The sequence below is a fragment of the Streptomyces kanamyceticus genome (assembly GCF_008704495.1).
GTDB lineage: Bacteria > Actinomycetota > Actinomycetes > Streptomycetales > Streptomycetaceae > Streptomyces > Streptomyces kanamyceticus.
Genome location: NZ_CP023699.1, coordinates 7,355,438 through 7,372,815, shown reverse-complemented (window position 1 = coordinate 7,372,815; position 17,378 = coordinate 7,355,438). Strand labels below are relative to the sequence as shown.

At 72.8% G+C, this 17,378-nt stretch carries 16 protein-coding genes and 1 riboswitch; of the genes, 8 read left to right on the top strand and 8 right to left on the bottom strand.

Going from position 1 to position 17,378, the window contains the following annotated elements:
- Positions 1 to 32: 32 nt before the first annotated feature.
- The gene (locus CP970_RS31880; protein WP_055550036.1) at positions 33 to 1,175 is read right to left on the bottom strand and encodes a glycosyltransferase family 4 protein; all 1,143 of its coding nucleotides are present in this window, start codon (positions 1,173 to 1,175) and stop codon (positions 33 to 35) included.
- A gap of 128 nt (positions 1,176 to 1,303) precedes the next feature.
- On the opposite strand from CP970_RS31880, the gene CP970_RS31875 reads away from it, so the two are divergent.
- A complete protein-coding gene (locus CP970_RS31875; RefSeq protein WP_055550038.1) occupies positions 1,304 to 2,560 on the top strand; it encodes a glycosyltransferase family 87 protein in 1,257 nt (418 codons plus the stop codon).
- Here CP970_RS31875 and CP970_RS31870 read toward each other — a convergent pair.
- From CP970_RS31870 to CP970_RS31850, 5 genes are all read right to left on the bottom strand, one after another.
- Positions 2,517 to 3,719, bottom strand: a complete 1,203-nt coding sequence (locus tag CP970_RS31870) for a hypothetical protein (protein WP_191094976.1) — start codon at positions 3,717 to 3,719, stop codon at positions 2,517 to 2,519. The two genes, CP970_RS31875 and CP970_RS31870, sit on opposite strands and share 44 nt — an antisense overlap.
- A gap of 37 nt (positions 3,720 to 3,756) precedes the next feature.
- Positions 3,757 to 4,797, bottom strand: coding sequence for a C40 family peptidase (locus tag CP970_RS31865; RefSeq protein ID WP_055550042.1), 1,041 nt, complete (start codon positions 4,795 to 4,797; stop codon positions 3,757 to 3,759).
- 226 nt (positions 4,798 to 5,023) lie between these two features.
- A complete protein-coding gene (locus CP970_RS31860; RefSeq protein ID WP_055550044.1) occupies positions 5,024 to 6,058 on the bottom strand; it encodes a C40 family peptidase in 1,035 nt (344 codons plus the stop codon).
- Positions 6,059 to 6,327: 269 nt separating this feature from the next.
- Positions 6,328 to 7,677 carry an NYN domain-containing protein gene (locus tag CP970_RS31855; protein ID WP_055550046.1) on the bottom strand — a complete coding sequence of 450 codons (1,350 nt, stop codon included), beginning with the start codon at positions 7,675 to 7,677 and terminating at the stop codon, positions 6,328 to 6,330.
- 34 nt (positions 7,678 to 7,711) lie between these two features.
- Positions 7,712 to 7,951, bottom strand: coding sequence for a hypothetical protein (locus tag CP970_RS31850; RefSeq protein WP_055550048.1), 240 nt, complete (start codon positions 7,949 to 7,951; stop codon positions 7,712 to 7,714).
- Between the two features lie 128 nt (positions 7,952 to 8,079).
- On the opposite strand from CP970_RS31850, the gene CP970_RS31845 reads away from it, so the two are divergent.
- The 7 genes from CP970_RS31845 to CP970_RS31815 all read left to right on the top strand — a co-directional run bounded on the left by CP970_RS31845 (position 8,080) and on the right by CP970_RS31815 (position 14,470).
- The gene (locus CP970_RS31845; protein WP_055550050.1) at positions 8,080 to 8,811 is read left to right on the top strand and encodes a rhomboid family intramembrane serine protease; all 732 of its coding nucleotides are present in this window, start codon (positions 8,080 to 8,082) and stop codon (positions 8,809 to 8,811) included.
- The gene (locus tag CP970_RS31840; RefSeq protein ID WP_055550052.1) at positions 8,808 to 9,089 is read left to right on the top strand and encodes an Lrp/AsnC family transcriptional regulator; all 282 of its coding nucleotides are present in this window, start codon (positions 8,808 to 8,810) and stop codon (positions 9,087 to 9,089) included. The genes CP970_RS31845 and CP970_RS31840 overlap by 4 nt, the downstream gene beginning before the upstream one ends.
- Before the next feature lie 113 nt (positions 9,090 to 9,202).
- Positions 9,203 to 9,505: a hypothetical protein gene (locus CP970_RS31835; RefSeq protein ID WP_055550054.1), complete on the top strand. Its 303-nt coding sequence runs from the start codon at positions 9,203 to 9,205 to the stop codon at positions 9,503 to 9,505.
- Positions 9,426 to 10,940, top strand: a complete 1,515-nt coding sequence (locus CP970_RS31830; protein ID WP_191094975.1) for a sensor histidine kinase — start codon at positions 9,426 to 9,428, stop codon at positions 10,938 to 10,940. The genes CP970_RS31835 and CP970_RS31830 overlap by 80 nt, the downstream gene beginning before the upstream one ends.
- Positions 10,937 to 11,599: a response regulator transcription factor gene (locus CP970_RS31825; RefSeq protein WP_055550059.1), complete on the top strand. Its 663-nt coding sequence runs from the start codon at positions 10,937 to 10,939 to the stop codon at positions 11,597 to 11,599. Before CP970_RS31830 ends, CP970_RS31825 begins: the two co-directional genes overlap by 4 nt.
- A gap of 241 nt (positions 11,600 to 11,840) precedes the next feature.
- Positions 11,841 to 13,253 (top strand): SLC13 family permease, encoded by a 1,413-nt coding sequence (locus CP970_RS31820; protein WP_055550061.1) that lies wholly within the window; start codon positions 11,841 to 11,843, stop codon positions 13,251 to 13,253.
- Positions 13,254 to 13,270: 17 nt separating this feature from the next.
- Entirely contained in the window at positions 13,271 to 14,470 is a 1,200-nt protein-coding gene (locus CP970_RS31815; RefSeq protein WP_055550063.1) for a glycerate kinase family protein, read from the top strand.
- On the opposite strand, the gene CP970_RS31810 is transcribed toward CP970_RS31815, so the two are convergent.
- Positions 14,419 to 15,828 carry an aminotransferase class V-fold PLP-dependent enzyme gene (locus CP970_RS31810; RefSeq protein WP_055550065.1) on the bottom strand — a complete coding sequence of 470 codons (1,410 nt, stop codon included), beginning with the start codon at positions 15,826 to 15,828 and terminating at the stop codon, positions 14,419 to 14,421. The genes CP970_RS31815 and CP970_RS31810 overlap by 52 nt on opposite strands.
- A 212-nt stretch (positions 15,829 to 16,040) precedes the next feature.
- Positions 16,041 to 16,158: riboswitch (SAM riboswitch) on the bottom strand.
- A gap of 85 nt (positions 16,159 to 16,243) precedes the next feature.
- Positions 16,244 to 17,308 carry an anthranilate phosphoribosyltransferase gene (trpD, locus tag CP970_RS31805; protein WP_055550066.1) on the bottom strand — a complete coding sequence of 355 codons (1,065 nt, stop codon included), beginning with the start codon at positions 17,306 to 17,308 and terminating at the stop codon, positions 16,244 to 16,246.
- Positions 17,309 to 17,378: the final 70 nt, after the last annotated feature.

The window sequence follows — 17,378 nt, the reverse complement described above, 5'->3', positions numbered from 1 at the left end:
CGCGCAACAACCCCAGGCGGCAGCCCCTGGCGCTACAGAAGCTCCTTGAGCCTCTCCGCCAGGAGGTCCCAGCGCCACTTCTCCTCGACCCACTCACGGCCCCGCTGCCCCATGCGCTGACGCAACTCCGCGTCGCCGAGCAAGGCGGTGATCCGGTCCGCCGCCTCCTCCGGGGCGTCGCCACGGACCACCCACCCCGTCTCACCGTCAAGCACCGCGTCCGGCGCCCCGCCGGAATCCCCGGCGACAACCGGAATCCCCGTCGCCGACGCCTCCAGGTAGACGATGCCGAGGCCCTCCACGTCCAGGCCGCCGCGCCGCGTCCGGCAGGGCATGGCGAAGACGTCGCCCGCGCCGTGGTGAGCGGGGAGTTCCGCCCAGGGCACGGCCCCGGTGAACCGCACGGAGTCCGCGACGCCCGTCTCCGCCGCGAGCTTGCGCAGGTCCTTCTCGTAGGGGCCGCCCCCGACGATCAGGAGCACCGCTTCGGGCTCCCGCGCCAGGATCCGCGGCATGGCGAGGATCAGCGTGTCCTGGCCCTTGCGCGGCACGAGCCGCGAGACGCAGACGACCACGGGGCGGTCGGTCAGGCCGAGCCTGGCCCGCACGGCGGCGCCGCCCGAGTCCGGGTGGAAGGTCTTCTCGTCGACGCCGGGCGGCAGTTGGACCATGCGGTCCGCGGCGGCGGGCGTCAGCGCGGGGGCGATCCGCGAGCGCGTGTACTCGCCCAGGTAGGTGATCGTGTCCGTCGACTCGCCGATCCTGCGCAGGAGTTGGCGGGAGGCGGGCAGCTGGGCCCAGCCCGCCTCGTGCCCGTGCGTGGTGGCGACGAGCCGGGTCGCCCCCGCGCCGCGCAGCGCGGAGCCCATCAGGCCGAGCGGCGCCGCCGCCCCGAACCACACCGACGTACAGCCGTGTTCGCGCAGCAGGGAGACCGCGCGACGGGTGACGCGCGGGGTGGGGAGCAGCATCGTCGTGGGGTCGCGTACGACCTGGAAGGGCTGCTCGGCGTCGAAGGCCGCGGTGGCCTCCGCGCCCTCGCGGCCGCGCTTCCAGGTGGAGGCGTAGACGACGATCTGCTCGGGGTCCAGGCGCAGCGCCATGTTGTGCAGGAACGCCTGGATGCCACCGGGCCTGGGCGGGAAGTCGTTCGTGACGATCAGGGTCTTGTGCATCGCGCCCGACAGTACCGAAAGCCGCCGGTACTCACCGAACGGCCCAGCCTCTTGGCCCTCGGCCGGTTCCCCCCGGCATCATGACGTCCTGAATCACTATTAAGTGTGCGAAAAGGGGTGAGACGCGTATGACGCGCATGGCAGGCACGGCACGCATCCTGGCCGTCTGGGTCCTGACCAGGACCGTCCTGCTGCTCTGCGTCTTCCACGTGCTCACGGCCCCGGGTCCCGACGTGACGAGCGACGTCTCCGTCATCTACCAGGGCTGGTACGAGGTCCTGCGCACCGGCACCTTCCCGCTCGACGACGTCACCTGGCAGTACCCGCCCGCCGCCGCCCTCGCCATCCTCTCCCCCGACCTGCTGCCCTTCCTGAGCTACGCCGCCGCCTTCTTCGTGCTCTGCCTGCTCGCCGACGCCGCGGTCTGCGGGCTGCTCCTGTACGCGGGCGGACGGCCCGGCAAGTCGCCGCGGGGCGCCTGGTTCTGGGTGGTGGGCGTGGCGCTGCTCGGCCCCATCGTGTACGCCCGCTACGACGTCCTGGTGACCGCCGTCGCCGTCGCCGCCCTGCTCGCGGGGGCCCGGCACCCGCGCGCCATGGGGGCGCTCGCCGGGTTCGGCGCGCTGCTCAAGGTGTGGCCCGTGCTGCTGCTCGTCGGCACCCCGCGCGGCCGGTCGACCCGCCGCTCCTGGACCGCCGCCGCGGCCACGGCCGCCGGGGTCGCACTGACGTTCCTGGTGGCGATGCCGGGGGCGCTGGCGTTCCTCACCTTCCAGCGGGACCGGGGCACCGAGGTGGAATCGCTCGGCGCCCTCGTCTTCCACCTCGCACGGCACCTGGGCTGGCAGGGCGAGGTCCGGCTCAACTACGGCTCGGTGGAATTCCTCGGCCCCTACGTCCCGCTGGTCAGCACGGTCGCGCAGGTCCTGTCGGCCGCGGCCTTCGGCTGGCTCCTGGTGTGGCGGCTGCGCGCCCGGGCCAGGTCGGCGAGCACCCTCGCGGACGCGGCCTTCGTGGCGGTGCTCCTGTTCACGACGACGAGCCGGGTGATCAGCCCGCAGTACCTCCTGTGGCTGATCGGGGCCGCCGCCGTCTGCCTGGCCTTTCGCACCAGCCGGATGGAGCTGCCCGCCAGGCTCGTCCTCGTGGCAGCCTTCGTGACGTTCCTGGAGTTCCCGGTGTGGTTCTCCCACGTGGTGGCGAGCGACCCGCTGGGCATCGCGCTGCTCCTCGTACGCAATGGTCTGCTCGTCGCGGCGGCGCTGCTCGGCTGCCGCGACCTCTGGCGGCAGACGGTGTCCGAACCGCGCGCCGAGGAGCGGCAGTCGATGCCGGGGCAGGTCAGCCGAGCTCCGAGCGAAGATACGTACGCCAGCGCGCCGTGAAGTCCTCGGGCGTGGTGTCCAGGACGTCCCGCAGCGCGTCCTCGACGGCGCCCGCGCGCCGCTTGTGGCCGCCCACCGCGCGGTAGAAGTCCGTGAGCTTCCGCTCGCCCCACCGCTCCGCGATCATCCGGCAGGCCAGCCACGCCCCTTCGTAGGACTGCGCGAGCGCGTCCGCGTCGCCCCCGAAGCCGAAGTCGTCGTCCTCGGGGAGCGCCTTCGGCACCCGGCCGTCCAGGACCGCGCGCCGCAGCTCGGGCGCGGCCTGTGCCGCCGTGCGCCCGGTGTCGCGGTAGCCCACCCAGTCGGCGAAGCCCTCGGAGAGCCAGAGCGGGGTGGCCGCCGAGGTCTGCGCGCGGGTCGCGACATGGGTCGTCTCGTGGGTGAGGACGACCTGCTTGCCGAAGTCGCCGAGGACGCCGTACGCGTCGGGGTTGATGATGATCCGGTCGGCGGGCGAGCTTCCCGAGCCGCCCGCCTCGCCGGTGGTGACCGCGGCGATCCCCCGGTACCCGGAGGCGGGCGCCCCGAGGAGCCCCGCCATGCCGTCCAGGGACCGGGGCACCAGGACGACGACCCGCTCCGGCCAGCCGCCCGGCCAGGCGGCGCGCACCGCGGGCACCGCGCGGTCGGCGATCTCCCGGTGGGTGCGCAGCTCCGCGGCGCTCCGGCCGACGCCGAGCACCAGACTGCGCTCGCCCCGCTCGGCCGTCACCCGCCCCTGATCCCAGAGCTGCTCCCCGGACTTCTTCGCGGGCCGCTCCGCGGTGACGTACCACCGCCCGTCGTCCCGCGTCAGGGAGAGCGTGCGCCGGGCGGTGAGCGGCGCGCGGTCGTAGCCCTTGACGCGGTAGCGGAGCCGGACGCTCGCCGTGGCCTTCGCGCCCGAGTGGTCGAGGCGGGTCAGGCGGTACTCCCAGGAACTCAGCGGTACGTCGCGGACGTTCTCGAAGAGGTCGGCGCCGCCCGCCGCCGTCCGCTCGGTCCGTTCGTACGCCCGTGCGTCCCCGGTCAGGACGGCGTGCGCGCGCTGTGCGAGCAGCGCCCGCACCTCGCGTCCCGCGGCGTCCGGGACCGGATCGCCGCCGCATCCGGCGAGCACGGCGAGGCAGAGCGCGAAGCACAGCGCCACCGCCCCTGACCCACGCCTGTGACCAGCCACGTTCCGATCGTACGGTGCTGCGCGTCCGAGCCGCCGGTCAGACCCGGGTCACGGACGAGACCGGCATCATGCCCACCGGGTCGTAGCGCACCGAGGCGCCGGGGTAGGGGGCGTGCACCACCTGGCCGTTGCCCACGTACATCCCGATGTGGCTGGCGTCGTCGCGGTAGGCGACCAGGTCGCCCGGCTGCGCCTGGGACAGCGGCACCTGGCGCCCCGCGTACCGCTGGGCCTGCGAGGTGCGCGGCAGGCCGACCCCCGCCTGGGCGTACGACCACTGGGTGAGGCCCGAACAGTCGAAGCCGGAGGGCCCGTTGGCGCCCCACACGTAGGGGCGGCCGACCGCGGTCCGCGCGGCGGCGAGCGCGGCGGCGGCGCGCGAGGAGGACGCGGCGCCCGCGCCCGCGAGGTCGGGCAGCTCGGCGCGCCCTCCCTCACCGGAGCGCGAGGACCTGTCGTACTCCTCGCGCTCCTTGCTCGGCATCGAGTTGAGCAGCCGCCTCGCCTTGGCGAGCTTGTGCTCGACGGTGCGCTTGTGGCGGGCGACCGCGGTGCGGCTCTTCTCCAGCTCGGCCAGCTTGCGGGTGGCCTCCGCGCGCTGCTGGGAGAGCTCCCGCTGGGCCTGCTGGAGGTCCTTGAGCTCGCCCGCCTGTCGGGACCCGATGCGGTCCAGGGCGGCGGCCTTCTCCAGGTAGCCGTCCGGGTCGGAGGAGAGCATCAGGGCCAGGGACGGGTCGATGCCGCCCTCGCGGTACTGCGCGCCCGCCAGCGAACCGAGCGCGCCGCGCATCGTGTTGATGCGCTCCTGGCCGCGCGCGACGCTGTCCTTGGTCCGCTCGACCTGCGCGCGCAGCTTGTCCGCGCGCTCATCGGCCTTGTTGTACGACTCGGTCGCCTGCTCGGCCTGTTCGTACAGCCGGTCCACCTGGGCCCGGGTGTCGGACGGCTTGTCCCGCGGCGCTGCGCCGGCGGGCGCCGCGCCGAAGGCCGTCGCCGCGGTGACCGCGGCGACGGAAAGAACGGTGACGCGCGTGCTCCGGTCGAGACCGGGCTGTGCGGGACGGCGATGGGACCCCACGGGACGCCGCTCTCCCTTCCGCTGAAGGACCCCCGGTTGTCCGGGGGAATGCGCGCCGACAGTAGCCGTGCGACTACGGAGGGGCCAAAGACCTCGCGGGGTGCGGAAAGTGCGCGGACAGCCCGACGCCCCGCCTCAGACGCAGGTCATCAACGGGGCGTGGGGTCAGCGGGAGTTGCCGGAATTCGCCCGTTTGGGCGGTGCCGACAGCGCGTTGACGTCCGGGTCAGGCGACGCGGACGCCGAACTGGAAGGTGCCCAGGTAGGCCATCGACTCGTAGCGCACCACGGCACCGGGCTTGGGGGCGTGCAGCACCTGGCCGTTGCCCGCGTAGAAGCCGACGTGCGCGAGGTTGTTGAAGAACACCAGGTCGCCGGGCTTCAGCTCGCCGCGGCCGAGCCGCGTGCCGTCGTTCTGCTGGGTGTACGTGGTCCGGGTGATGGAGACCCCGGCCTGGTTGTACGCCCACTGGGTGAGCCCGGAGCAGTCGTAGGAGTTGGGGCCCGAGCCGCCGGAGACGTACGGCTTGCCGAGCTGGGTGGCCGCGGCGGAGAGGGCGGCGGCGCCGCGGTTGGAGGCCGGGGCCTCCTTGCCGAGGTCCGCGCGGTCGTCGGCGGCGCGGCTCGCGCGCTGCTTGTCCTTGGCCGCCAGGGCCTGCTTCTCCTTGGCGGTCAGCGTGTTGAGGAGCTTCTGCGCCTCGCCGAGCTTGCCCTGGACTTCCTGCTTCTTGCGGCCGAGCTCCTTGCGGGTGTCCGCGAGGTCGTCCAGCTTGCCCGCGGCCTCCTTGCGCTGCTGCGCGAGGTCCCGCTGCTTCTCCTGGATCTTCTTGAGCGACTCGACCTGCTTGCTGCTCAGCTGGTCGAGGGCGGACGCCTTGTCGAGGTAGTTGTCCGGGTCGGAGGAGAGGAAGAGCTGCAGGGAGGGGTCGATGCCGCCGGAGCGGTACTGGGCGCTGGCCATCGAACCGAGGCCGCCGCGCAGGTCGTTGAGCTCCTCCTGGCCGCGGGCGACCTTGTCCTGGAGGTCGCCGATCTGCTTCTCGAGCTTCTCCTGCTTCTCCTTGGCCCCGTTGTACTTGTCGGTGGCCCGGCCCGCGTCTTCGTAGAGCGCGTCGACCTTGGACTTGACCTCGTCCTTGCTCGGCTTCGGCGCGGCCTGGGCGGCGCCCTGCGACGTGAGGGCGACGGCAGCGGCGGCGGTCGCGGTGAGCACGCTCACGCGGGTGCGGCTCGGCTGCTTGGGTCGACGGTGGGACGCCACGAAGGCGGCTCCTTCTTCCTCCAGCCGCCTACCGAGACCCGGTGGGCGGGTACCGCCGCCGTCACCCCGGATGGGTGATCAACCGAGCGGAGGTTCGAGGCGAGACATTAGTGACCTTCCTGTGATCAGTTCAAATCCTGACCAGGAAAAAATGATTCGCCGCATGCATTCTTTACCGACAACCCACAGCCAGTGATGATCTTCTGACGCTACGTCGCGTGCGGCGCGCCCCAATCCGGGCATAGGGCGCAGGAGTTACTTGCGCACCCTTAGCCCCGCGAAAGCCGCTTGAGGAGCACCACCGAAGCCACCGGGCGCGCACCCGCCTTGGCGATCCCGTCGGCCACTTCACGGTCGGTCGAGACGACGACCACCGGCCGCCCCGGCGGCTCCGCGCGCACCAGTTGGCGGATCAGCTCGTCCGCCGTCACACCGGGCTTGGAGAAGAGCACCCTGACCCCGCGCGGCGGCGCGAGCAGCACCGGCGCGGCCAGCTCGGCGCCATCGAAGACGCAGGTGACCTCCGCGCCCGACTGCAGGGCCAGCTGCGAGAGCGAGCCGAGCAGCCGAAGCCGCTGCTTCTCCAGGGGCATCGTGGGGTAGCCGGTCTTGGTGACGTTGTAGCCGTCCACGACCAGGTGGGCCTGGGGCAGGGCGAGCAACTGGTCCAGGATCGCCGGGTCGTTCTCGGAGAGCGCGCGGGTCGCGATGTCCTTGGGCGACATCCGGCCCGGCTCCACGGCGTCGACGGTCTCCGCGGGCCGCACCGACACGGGCGGCAGGGCCAGCTCGCGGCGCAGCCCCTGGGCGGACTCCAGGACCGTGTCGAGCAGCAGGCGCACCCGCATGTCCTCGACGCTGCGCCCCTCGCGGGCGGCCCTGCGGCTGGCTTCGAGGGCGGCCTCGGTCTCGGCGAGCCGCGCCTTGACGCGCCGCGTCTCGCTCTCCGCGGCGGAAACCTGGGCCTGCCCCTCGGCGCGCACCGACTCCATCTCACCGGCCACCTTGCGCAGCGCGGCCTCGCCCCGCTTGACGTCGCTGAGGGCCCCGCGCAGCTTGCGGTGCATCGATTCGGCTTCCCTGCGCGCCGATTCGAGCTCGGTGCGCAGCCGCTCGGTCTCCGCCCTGGTCTGGTCGCGGGCGGCGGCGAGTTCCTCGCGCAGCCGATCCAGCTCGGCCCTGGTCTCCTCGTCGGCGCGCTCGGCGTCGGCCCGCTGGGCCTCCTCGCCCGCCGCGGTGACCAGCTTCACCCAGCCCGTGGGGCGCAGCACGTACGCCGCGGCCGCGACGTCGAGGGGGTCGGCTGCGGGGGGCGGCGAGCCCGCGTCCAGGGCGCCCGCGAGCTCGGGCTGGGCCTCTCTGAGACGTTCACCGATGCGCTGCCGGAAGAGGGTGTCGCTCTCCAGCGCCGCCGCCATGGCGTTGCCCGCGAACTTCGCGCGCCGCGTGGGCGTGAAGCGGGCGTACTGCCGCAGCTGTGCGGGCAGTTCGGTCAGGGTGAGCCCGCCGAAGCCGTCCGACGCGATCTGGACGACCCGCCGACGCACCCCGTCGGGCAGCGGGCGGTCGAGCACCTCAGCGGCGCCGTCGTCCGGCTCCCCGCTCGCGCTCTCCACCATCCGTCACCCCACTAGCTGTGCGGGCCCCGCTCCCTCAGGAGTCGGTGCCCGGCCTGTCCACGAGTTCCACCTGGTCCACTGCGTTGCACCAGCGGCAGCGCACGGACTCGATGGTCTCACTGACCACCTCGCGTTCCTCGACGTTCGACTCACCGGCCAGGTCGAGATGGACATACTCGACGACCTTCGACGTGCGGGTCACGTCGAAACGCGTGAGATTGCCGCACAGCGTGCAGCGCCACCGGGTGGAGTCGGTCGGCAGGGGAACCGTCATCGTGGCTGTTCGCTTTCGTCGGCTGCGTATTGCCCGTAACCCTAAGGCCTGTAAGGGGTGCCACGCGGCGGCCTCCGGCGCGGCATGGCGGTCTGTGCAGGTAGCGCCCGTTACGTCATGCTCTGTTCATGATCAACACATGGGGTTCGACGGCGGGCCGGATGCTCCGGGGGCAGTCCGCCCCCGTGACGTACGGACTGATCGTCGTCTGCTGCCTGGTCTTCGTCGTCTCCCCGGTGTCCGGGCTCAACCCCGGGTACGGCGACGGCGCCCGGCTGATCGCGGCGCAGCAGACGTACTTCGAGCGCTGGGGGGTGGTACCCGTCGAACTGTTCAGCGGTGTCCCGCGTGCCGCACTGGGACCGCTCACCGCCCTGTTCGTGCACGGAAGCTGGCTTCATCTGCTCGGAAACATGCTCTTTTTGTACGTCTTCGGTGCGATGGTCGAGGACCGCATGGGCCACCTCCAGTACGCGCTCTTCTACGTCGTCTGCGGATACTTCGCGCTCCTGGCCTACGCGGCCGCGCACGCCGGATCCGACAAGACGCTGGTCGGGGCGTCCGGGGCGATCTCGGCCGTCCTCGGCGCCTTTCTCTATCTCTTCCCGAAGGCGCGCGTCACCAGCCTCTTCCCGTTCCTCTTCTTCCTGCCGCTGCGCTTTCCCGCCTGGGTGGTGCTGCCGTTCTGGGTGGCGCTGCAGTGGCTGGCGGCGGGGCAGGGCGGTCAGGGCACGGGGGTGGCCTATCTGGCCCACCTGGTGGGCTTCTCCCTCGGCTTCCTGTACGCGTGGGGCGTCTACGGGTGGCGGGCTAAGGTGAAGGGCACAGCACCGGCCACCGAGGGAGACAGCCAGCCGTGATCACCGCGATCGTCCTCATCAAGACCAGCGTGGACCGGATTCCGGAGATCGCCGAGTCGATCGCCGCGCTCGACTGCGTCAGCGAGGTCTTCTCCGTGACCGGTACGTACGACCTGATCGCGATGGTCCGCGTCGCGCGCCACGACGACCTCGCCGACGTCATCCCCGGCCGGATCAGCAAGATCCCGGGCGTGGAGGGCACGGACACGCACGTCGCGTTCCGCACGTACTCCCAGCACGACCTGGAAGCGGCGTTCGCGATCGGCCTCGACTCGTGACCACCGCCTCGTAGGCGCCGCTCCGTAGGCACCGACGGTCGCCCGACCCGCATGAGGGTTTCTTCATCCGCCGCTCATCCTGGCGCCGCGGTACGTCGGCCACGCTCGCTGTCATGGTCTTCTCCCACCGCATGGCCGCCCTGGCCGCCGTCGTCGCGATCCCCCTGGGCATCGCCGCGACCAGCTACGCCTTGACCGACAGCCCCGAGTCCCCCAAGGCGCCGCCCAAGGTGGAGCTGGAGACCGGCTCCCCGTCGTCGAAGCCCACCACCCCCCGGCCGACGCCGAGCGACGAGAAGGTGTCCCCGCCGCCGGTGAGCGAGAATCCCTCGGGCGATGACAACGACGACGACGGCAACGAAGGCACCGAAGGCCGGGGCGACAACGACGACGACGGCCCCGGTGACGACGGCTGAGCGCCCGCACCGCTGGATATCGGCCCGTGTCCGCATCCTGCTCTGGCTCCTCGTGGTGATGGCCGTGGCGCTGACCGCCGTCGCCGCCACCACCCGTTCCGTCCTGCTGCGCGACGCCGACCACCGCATCGACGGCCTCCTCGCCCAGGAGACCGGGGAGTTCACCAACCTGGCCCGCGAGGGCGTCGATCCGCACACCGGCGAGCGGTTCACCGCGCCCGATCCGCTGCTCCGGCTCTTCCTGTCCCGGCAGTACGCCGACCCCGACGAGGAACTGCTCGGCCTGGTCGGCAGGCCCGGCAAGGCGCCCGCGAAGAAGGAGCAGGCGCGCGAGCCGCGGATCGACCACCCGCTCGCCGAGGACCCCGCCGCGCTGCGGACGGTCTTCGAGTCCCCCGACGCGACCGGCACGCTCCACCGCGACCTGGGCGAGGTGCGCTGGGCGAAGGTGGAGATCGCGCCGAGCGGCGGCCATCCGGCGGCCGCGTTCGTCGTGGCCTTCCATCCTGCGGGCGAACAGGCCAAGGCCGGTGACGTGTTCACCATGCTGCTCGCGATCTCCGGGGTCGCGCTCCTGATGACGACGGGCATCGGCTGGGCCGTCGCCGGACGCATCCTCAAGCCGGTGCGCCTGGTGCGTACGACCGCGGCGCAGCTCACCGAGCAGGACCTGACCCAGCGCATCCCGGTCCAGGGCAGGGACGACATCGCGGCCCTCGCCGAGACGTTCAACGGCATGCTGGACCGCCTGGAGCGGGCCTTCGCCGCGCAGCGGGAGTTCGTCGACGACGCGGGCCACGAGCTGCGCACCCCGATCACCATCGTGCGCGGCCATCTGGAGCTCATGGGCGACGATCCCGGCGAGCGCGAGGAGACCGTCCGCATCGTGACGGAGGAGCTGGACCGGATGAGCCGCATCGTCGAGGACCTGCTGCTGCTCGCCAAGGCCGAGCGCCCCGACTTCGTCACCCCGGAGCCGGTGCAGCTCGCCGAGCTGACCGCGGACGTCTTCGTCAAGGCGCGGGCGCTCGGCGAGCGGGACTGGGCCCTTGCCGAGGTCGCCGACGCCGAGACCGACCTCGACCCCCAGCGCATCACCCAGGCGATGGTGCAGCTGGCCCAGAACGCCGTCCAGCACACCGCGCCCGGCCAGCGCGTCAGCATCGGCTCCCGGCTGTGCGAGGGACGCGTCGAGCTGTACGTCGCCGACACCGGACCCGGCGTACAGCCGCAGGACGCCGCGGTGATCTTCGAACGGTTCCGGCGCGGCACCGCGCGGCGCGGCTCCCGTGCCACCGGTGCGGGGCTCGGCCTCGCCATCGTGAAGGCGATCGCCGAGGGCCACGGCGGGCGCGTGGAACTGCGCCCGACGGACGGCGGCGGCGCCACCTTCGTACTCGTACCAGGGCAGTCGGAAGGGGCAGCGCACCAATGAACCGGATCCTGATCGTGGAGGACGAGGAGCGCATCGCCTCCTTCGTCGAGAAGGGCCTGCGCGCCAACGGCTTCACCACCACCGTGGTCGGCGACGGCGACAGCGCCCACGACTACGCCCTGACCGGCGGCTTCGACCTGGTCGTCCTGGACATCGGGCTGCCCGGCAAGGACGGCTTCACGGTCCTGCGGCAGCTGCGCGAGGCCCGGGTGAGCACGCCCGTCATCGTGCTCACCGCCCGCGACTCGGTGCGGGACACCGTGGCGGGCCTGGAGGGCGGCGCCGACGACTGGATGACCAAGCCGTTCCGCTTCGAGGAGCTGCTCGCGCGGGTCCGGCTCCGGCTGCGCACGGCGGCGCGGGCGCCCGAGGTGACGGTGCTGCGCAGCGGAGAGCTCACCCTCGACCTGCGCACCCGCAGGGCCCGTTCGGGCGAGCGCACGGTGGATCTGACGGCACGTGAGTTCGTGCTGCTCGAACTCTTCCTGCGCCACCCCGGGCAGGTGCTCTCGCGGGAGCAGATCCTGTCGCACGTCTGGGGCTACGACTTCGATCCGGGCTCCAACATCGTGGACGTATACGTCCGGGCGCTGCGCAAGAAGCTGGGCGCGGAGCGGGTGGAGACGGTGCGCGGGATGGGCTACCGGCTTCCGGAGTGACGTGGGCTGCGCCCCGTCAGGGGCGCGGGGCTGTGACATGTGCGGCTCCGCCGCGTGGGCGCGCTCAGCGCGCGAAATGCCGCGGTCGCGTCTGCCGAGTTACCTGGCAGACGCGACCGCGGCTTCTTCTTTGGTTGCTCGCGCAGTTCCCCCGCGCCCCTGACAGGGCGGGGGCCTTCGGTGAAGTTCCTTTCATCTTCGGCTCATTGAGGGCTCACCGCGCCCCACCACGCTGAACGGCGTGACCCTGACCCCGCGCCAAGCCGTGACCCTCTGCATCGCGCTCAGCATCTGCGCGCTGCTCCTGGTCCCCGGGAACTTCCCGGGCCTGAGCGGCGACGCCCGCCTCACCCTCGGCGTCTTCGCCCTCGCGACCTGCGCCTGGATCGGCACGCCGATCGACGACACCTACATCGCCCTCGGCGCGGGCCTCGCCCTCACCGCGACCGGGGTGATAAGCAGCGACACCCTCTTCGGCACCCTCGGCGACGAGACGGTCTGGCTGCTGATCTGCGCCTTCGTCCTCGCGGCCGCGGTGGCGCGCAGCGGTCTCTCGGGGCGGGCGGCCGCCTTCCTGGTCAGCGGGGCGCGCAGCGTGCGGCAGTTGACCCATCTGACCACCGCGGCGCTGGTGGTGACGGCCTTCGCGGTGCCCGCCACCTCGGGGCGCGCCGCGCTCGCGCTGCCCGTCTTCCTGGCCCTCGCCAAGGTCCTCGCCGACCGGAAGCGACTGGTCGTGATGCTCGCGCTGCTCTTTCCGACCGTGATCCTGCTGTCCGCGGTCGCGACCCTGATCGGAGCGGGCGCGCATCTGATCACCGTGTCGGTCCTCTGGGAGGCGACGGGTGAGCGCATCGGCTTCACCCAGTGGCTGCTGCTCGGTCTGCCGCTGGCCGTCGCTTCATCCCATCTGGCGGCGGAGGCCGTCCTGTTGACGACCACGCGGCGCGCGGACCGCAAGGGCCCGGTCAGCATCACCCTCGACCAGCTCCAGGAGCACAGCGAGCAGCCGGTCACCGGACCCTGGGAGCCCGCGGAGACGCGCTGCGCCCTGCTGCTCGCCACGGTCGTCGTGCTCTGGTGCAGCGAGCCCCTGCACCAAGTGCCGCCCGCCGTGGTCGCGTTGATCGGCGCGGTCGTCGCGTCGTCGCCCGCGCTCGGCACCGTACGCCTCAAGGACGCGCTGAAGACCGTCCCCTGGTCACTGCTCCTCTTCATGGCGGCGACGATGGCGATGGGCGTCGCGCTCGCCGACTCGGGCGCGGCCAAGTGGCTGGTCGGCGGCCTGCCCCTGGACCTGCCCCCGTGGCTGTTCCTCACCGTGGTCGTCGCGGTCAGCACGGCCGCGCACCTGGTGCTCCAGTCCCGCTCGGCCCGCTCCTCCGTCCTTGTCCCGCTGGTCGTCGCGGCGGCCGTCGGCGCGGGCGTGAACCCGGTCGCCGCCGCGCTCGCCTCCACCGCGGCCGCGGGTTTCTGCCACACGCTGCCCGCCTCCGCCAAGCCGGTCACGCTCTTCGCCGAGGTGCCGGGAGTCCCCACCTACACCCCGCGCGACCTGCTGCGGCTCTCCGCCGTCCTGGCCCCGCTGTCCGCCGCGCTCGTCCTGCTGTGCGCCGTCACGCTGTGGCCGCTGCTCGGCGTACCCGTCCGTTAGATCCCCTGGAGACCCTCATGCTGACCCGTTTCGCCATCGCCCCCAGCGGCTTCAAGGAATCCCTGTCCGCGGGCGCGGCGGCCGAGGCCATCGCCGCGGGCGTACGCCGTGTCGTCCCGGACGCCGAGACCGACCTGATCCCGCTGGTGGACGGCGGCGAGGGCACGGCACGCGCGCTGGCCGCCGCGGAGGGCGGCCGCCTGGTCGCGCTGCCCGCCACCGGACCGGTCGGCCAGCCGATCGGCACGCACTTCGCGCTGCTGCCCGACGGCACCGCGGTCGTCGAGATGGCGGCCGTGGCGGGCCTCTCCCTGGTCCCCCGCGATCTGCGCGACCCTGGCGCCACCACGACGTACGGCGTCGGCGAGCTGATCCGCGCCGCCCTGGACGCGGGCGCGCGGCGGATCCTGGTCGGCTGCGGCGACTCGGGCACGTCGGACGGCGGCGCCGGGGCTCTGCAGGCCCTTGGCGCCCGCCTCCTTGATCTGGACGGCTGGGAACTGCCGCCCGGCGGGCGGGAGTTGACGCGCCTGAACCGCATCGACGCGAGCGGCATCGACCCCCGTCTCGCGGACACCGAGATCCAGGTGGCCTGCAACCCCTTCAACGTCCTGTGCGGCGAGCGCGGCGTGGCCCGCGTCTTCGGCCCCCAGAAGGGCGCGACCCCCCGCCAGGTCGAGGAGCTCGCCGCCGCCCTCGACCACTGGGCGTACGTCCTGACGCGCGACCTGCGCGTCACGTCAGACCTCTCGCTGGGCCCCGGCACGGGCGCCTCGGGCGGACTCGGCGCCGGCCTCGCGGCCCTCGGCGCCGCGCTGCTCCCCCGCTTCGACGTGCTGCTCGACCAGCTCGACCTGGACGCCAGGCTCGCCCGCGCCGACCTGGTCGTGACGGCCGAGGGCGCCCTCGACCACCAGACCCCGCGCGGCAAGATCCCCGCCGAGGTGGCCCGCCGCGCCAAGCTGTTCGACCGCCCGGTCCTGGTGCTCGCGGGCACGATCGGCCAGGGCGCGCACCACGTACGGGCCGCCGGTGTCGACGCCTACAGCGCGATCCTGCCCGCCCCCGTCTCGCTGACCGAGGCGCTCGGCAGGGGCGGCGAGTTCCTCACCGACGCGACCGAGCGGGCCCTGCGGATGATCCAGCTCGGCGCGCGCCTGCCGGGTCAGGCGGCCACGCTGGTGTCCGGCACGCAGCGCCCGTCCTCGGTGCGGTAGCTCCACCGCGCGCCGTCGGCCACCAGCTCCTTGACGGCGCGCACGAAGCGCTCGACGTGCTCGTCGGGGGTACCGGCGCCGAAGCTCACCCGGATGGCGTTCAGCGACTTCTCGCCGGGCGCGGCCTCGGGCGCGCCGCACTCGCCGGGCTCGTCGGGCTCGCTGCCCAGCAGGGTGCGCACCAGCGGGTGGGCGCAGAAGAGACCGTCGCGTACGCCGATGCCGTACTCGGCGGAGAGCGCGGCGGCGAAGTGCGAGCTGTTCCAGCCGTCCACGACGAAGGAGATGACGCCCACGCGCGGCGCGTCGTCACCGAAGAGCGAGAGCACGCGCACCGCGGGCACCTCGGCGAGTCCCTCGCGCACCTTCGCGATCAAGTGCCGCTCCCGGGCGACCAGTTCGTCGAAACCGGCCTCGGTGAGCGCCTTGCAGGCGGCGGCGATGGAGTAGACGCCGATGACGTTGGGCGACCCTGCCTCGTGCCGCGCGGCGCTGTCGTGCCACTCCACGTCCACGCCGCCGTCGGCGCGCCGCGCCACCTTCCGCGAGGCCCCGCCGCCCGCGAGGTACGGCTCGGCGCCGCGCAGCCAGTCGGAGCGTCCCGCGAGCACGCCGGACCCGAAGGGCGCGTACAGCTTGTGCCCGGAGAAGGCGACCCAGTCCACGTCCAACTCGTCGATGGAGACGGGGTGGTGGGGCGCGAGCTGCGCGGCGTCGAGCACGATCCGGGCGCCGTGCGCGTGCGCGGCCGCCGCCAGCTCGCGCACCGGCCACAGCTCACCGGTGACGTTGGAGGCACCGGTCACGCAGACGAGCGCCGGGCCGTAGGGGTCACGGTCGGCAAGGGCGCGCTCCAGCGTCTGCACGGCCTCGTCCGGAGTGCGCGGCGCGTTCAGGTAGGTCACCCGCGCGTCCCGCCACGGCAGCAGCGAGGCGTGGTGCTCGGTCTCGAAGACGAAGACCTGGCAGTCGGCGGGGAGCGCGGCGGCGAGCAGGTTCAGCGAGTCGGTGGTCGACCGCGTGAAGATCACCTGGTCGTCCTCGCGGCACCCGAGGAACTCGGCGACGGTGGTGCGGGAGTTCTCGAAGAGGTCGGTGGAGAGCTGCGAGAGGTACCCGGCCCCGCGGTGCACGCTGCCGTAGTACGGGGCGTAGGCCGCCACGTCGTCCCAGACCCGCTGCAGGGCGGGCGCGCTCGCCGCGTAGTCGAGCGCCGCGTACGTCACCTCGCCACCGGTGACCAGCGGCACGGTGACGTCCCGGCCGAGCACCGGCAGCGGCGCGGCACAGCAGGGGTCGGCGGACTCGGTGGCGGAGGCGGCGGAGGCGATCTGGGCGGCAGCGGGGCGTGCGGACATGACGAAGTCTCCCTGCGGGCATGGCGGAACAGCTGCGTAAGATCCCGCGCGGCAGCACGGCAGCACAACTGCCGCCCTGCGTACGGGTGTTGCCTCAACGCGCGGCGCTCTTCGCCGGGCGGAGGGGTACGACAAAAGGGGCCGAAGGCCCTATCGCATTCGCTTGCTCACGAGACTGCTCCCTTGAGGACCAGGACCCCAGGGTTGCGAGGGGTCCGCGCTTGCCATACGCCTTGCTGCGTACGACCTGGTCTTCACCCGGGGCACCCCGCCACGGACGGAGGGTTGCCGGACAGCGGGCCGGGGCCGTAGTCGCTGTCACTCATGACCTGTGCAGCATCCTGCCACACGATCTTCGGCGCGCAAGGCGCAGTCCAGGATCCGGACTGCGCCGTGCGTCACACCTGCGGCGCGCTCAGCGGTTGCTGGCCGCCACCCAGCGCTCCAGGGCCCGCTTGGCGGACCCGGAGTCGATGGACTCGGCGGCCCGCGCCATACCGGCCCTGATCTGCTCCGCGAACGGCTCGTCTGTCGGCTTCAGGGCCACCAGCGCCGCGGCCGAGTTGAGCAGCACCGCGTCCCGTACGGGCCCGGTCTCGCCGTCCAGGAGGCGCAGCGCGACCTCCGCGTTGTACGAGGCGTCCGCGCCGCGCAGCGCGGAGATCTCCACCAGGTCGATGCCGACGTCCCGCGGGTCGAAGGACTCCTCGCGCACGACGCCGTCGCGCACCACCCAGACGCGGGAGGTGCCCGTCGTCGTGAGCTCGTCGAGTCCGTCGTCGCCGCGGAAGACGAGCGAGGAGTGCCCGCGCTCGGCGAAGACGCCCGCCACGATGGGCGCCATCCGCGGATCGGCGACGCCGACCGCCTGGGCCCGCACCTTCGCCGGATTGGTGAGCGGACCGAGCAGGTTGAAGACGGTCCTGATCCCCAACTGGCCGCGCGCCGCGCCCGCGTGCCGCAGCGCCGGGTGGAACTTCACCGCGAAGCAGAAGGTGATCCCCGCCTCCTCCGCGACCTCGACGACCCGGTGCAGCGGCAGCTCCAGGTTCACCCCGAGCTTTTCGAGTACGTCGGAGGAGCCCGAGGCACTGGAGGCGGCGCGGTTGCCGTGCTTGACGACCTTCGCCCCCGCGCCCGCGACGACGATCGCGGACATGGTCGAGATGTTGACGGTCTTGGCCCCGTCGCCGCCGGTCCCGACGATGTCGACGGTCTCCCCCGGCACCTCGATCACGTTGGCGTGCTCGTACATCGTCCGTACGAGCCCCGAGATCTCCTCGACGGTCTCGCCCTTGGCGCGCAGCGCGACCACGAAGCCCGCGATCTGCGCGTCGGTGGCCTCGCCGCGCATGATGCGGTCCATGGCCCAGGCGGTGTCGTCGGCGCTCTGGTCACGCCCGTCGAGCAGGCCGTTCAGTACGTCGGGCCAGGAACGGCCCGCCGCGGTAGTGCCTCCTGCGGGGGTCACAGCGCTCATGGCCGCTCCTGGGGGTTCCTAGACGTATGAAGTGACGCACCCCTTGATGAGGGGGTGGGACCACCCTATC

Coding starts and splice junctions, on each gene's coding strand:
- CP970_RS31880 (WP_055550036.1), bottom strand. CDS start 1,175: ATGCACAAGACCCTGATCGTCACGAACGACTTCCCGCCCAGGCCCGGT.
- CP970_RS31875 (WP_055550038.1), top strand. CDS start 1,304: ATGACGCGCATGGCAGGCACGGCACGCATCCTGGCCGTCTGGGTCCTG.
- CP970_RS31855 (WP_055550046.1), bottom strand. CDS start 7,677: ATGGTGGAGAGCGCGAGCGGGGAGCCGGACGACGGCGCCGCTGAGGTG.
- CP970_RS31850 (WP_055550048.1), bottom strand. CDS start 7,951: ATGACGGTTCCCCTGCCGACCGACTCCACCCGGTGGCGCTGCACGCTG.
- CP970_RS31845 (WP_055550050.1), top strand. CDS start 8,080: ATGATCAACACATGGGGTTCGACGGCGGGCCGGATGCTCCGGGGGCAG.
- CP970_RS31835 (WP_055550054.1), top strand. CDS start 9,203: ATGGTCTTCTCCCACCGCATGGCCGCCCTGGCCGCCGTCGTCGCGATC.
- CP970_RS31830 (WP_191094975.1), top strand. CDS start 9,426: ATGACAACGACGACGACGGCAACGAAGGCACCGAAGGCCGGGGCGACA.
- CP970_RS31825 (WP_055550059.1), top strand. CDS start 10,937: ATGAACCGGATCCTGATCGTGGAGGACGAGGAGCGCATCGCCTCCTTC.
- CP970_RS31815 (WP_055550063.1), top strand. CDS start 13,271: ATGCTGACCCGTTTCGCCATCGCCCCCAGCGGCTTCAAGGAATCCCTG.
- CP970_RS31810 (WP_055550065.1), bottom strand. CDS start 15,828: ATGTCCGCACGCCCCGCTGCCGCCCAGATCGCCTCCGCCGCCTCCGCC.
- trpD (WP_055550066.1), bottom strand. CDS start 17,308: ATGAGCGCTGTGACCCCCGCAGGAGGCACTACCGCGGCGGGCCGTTCC.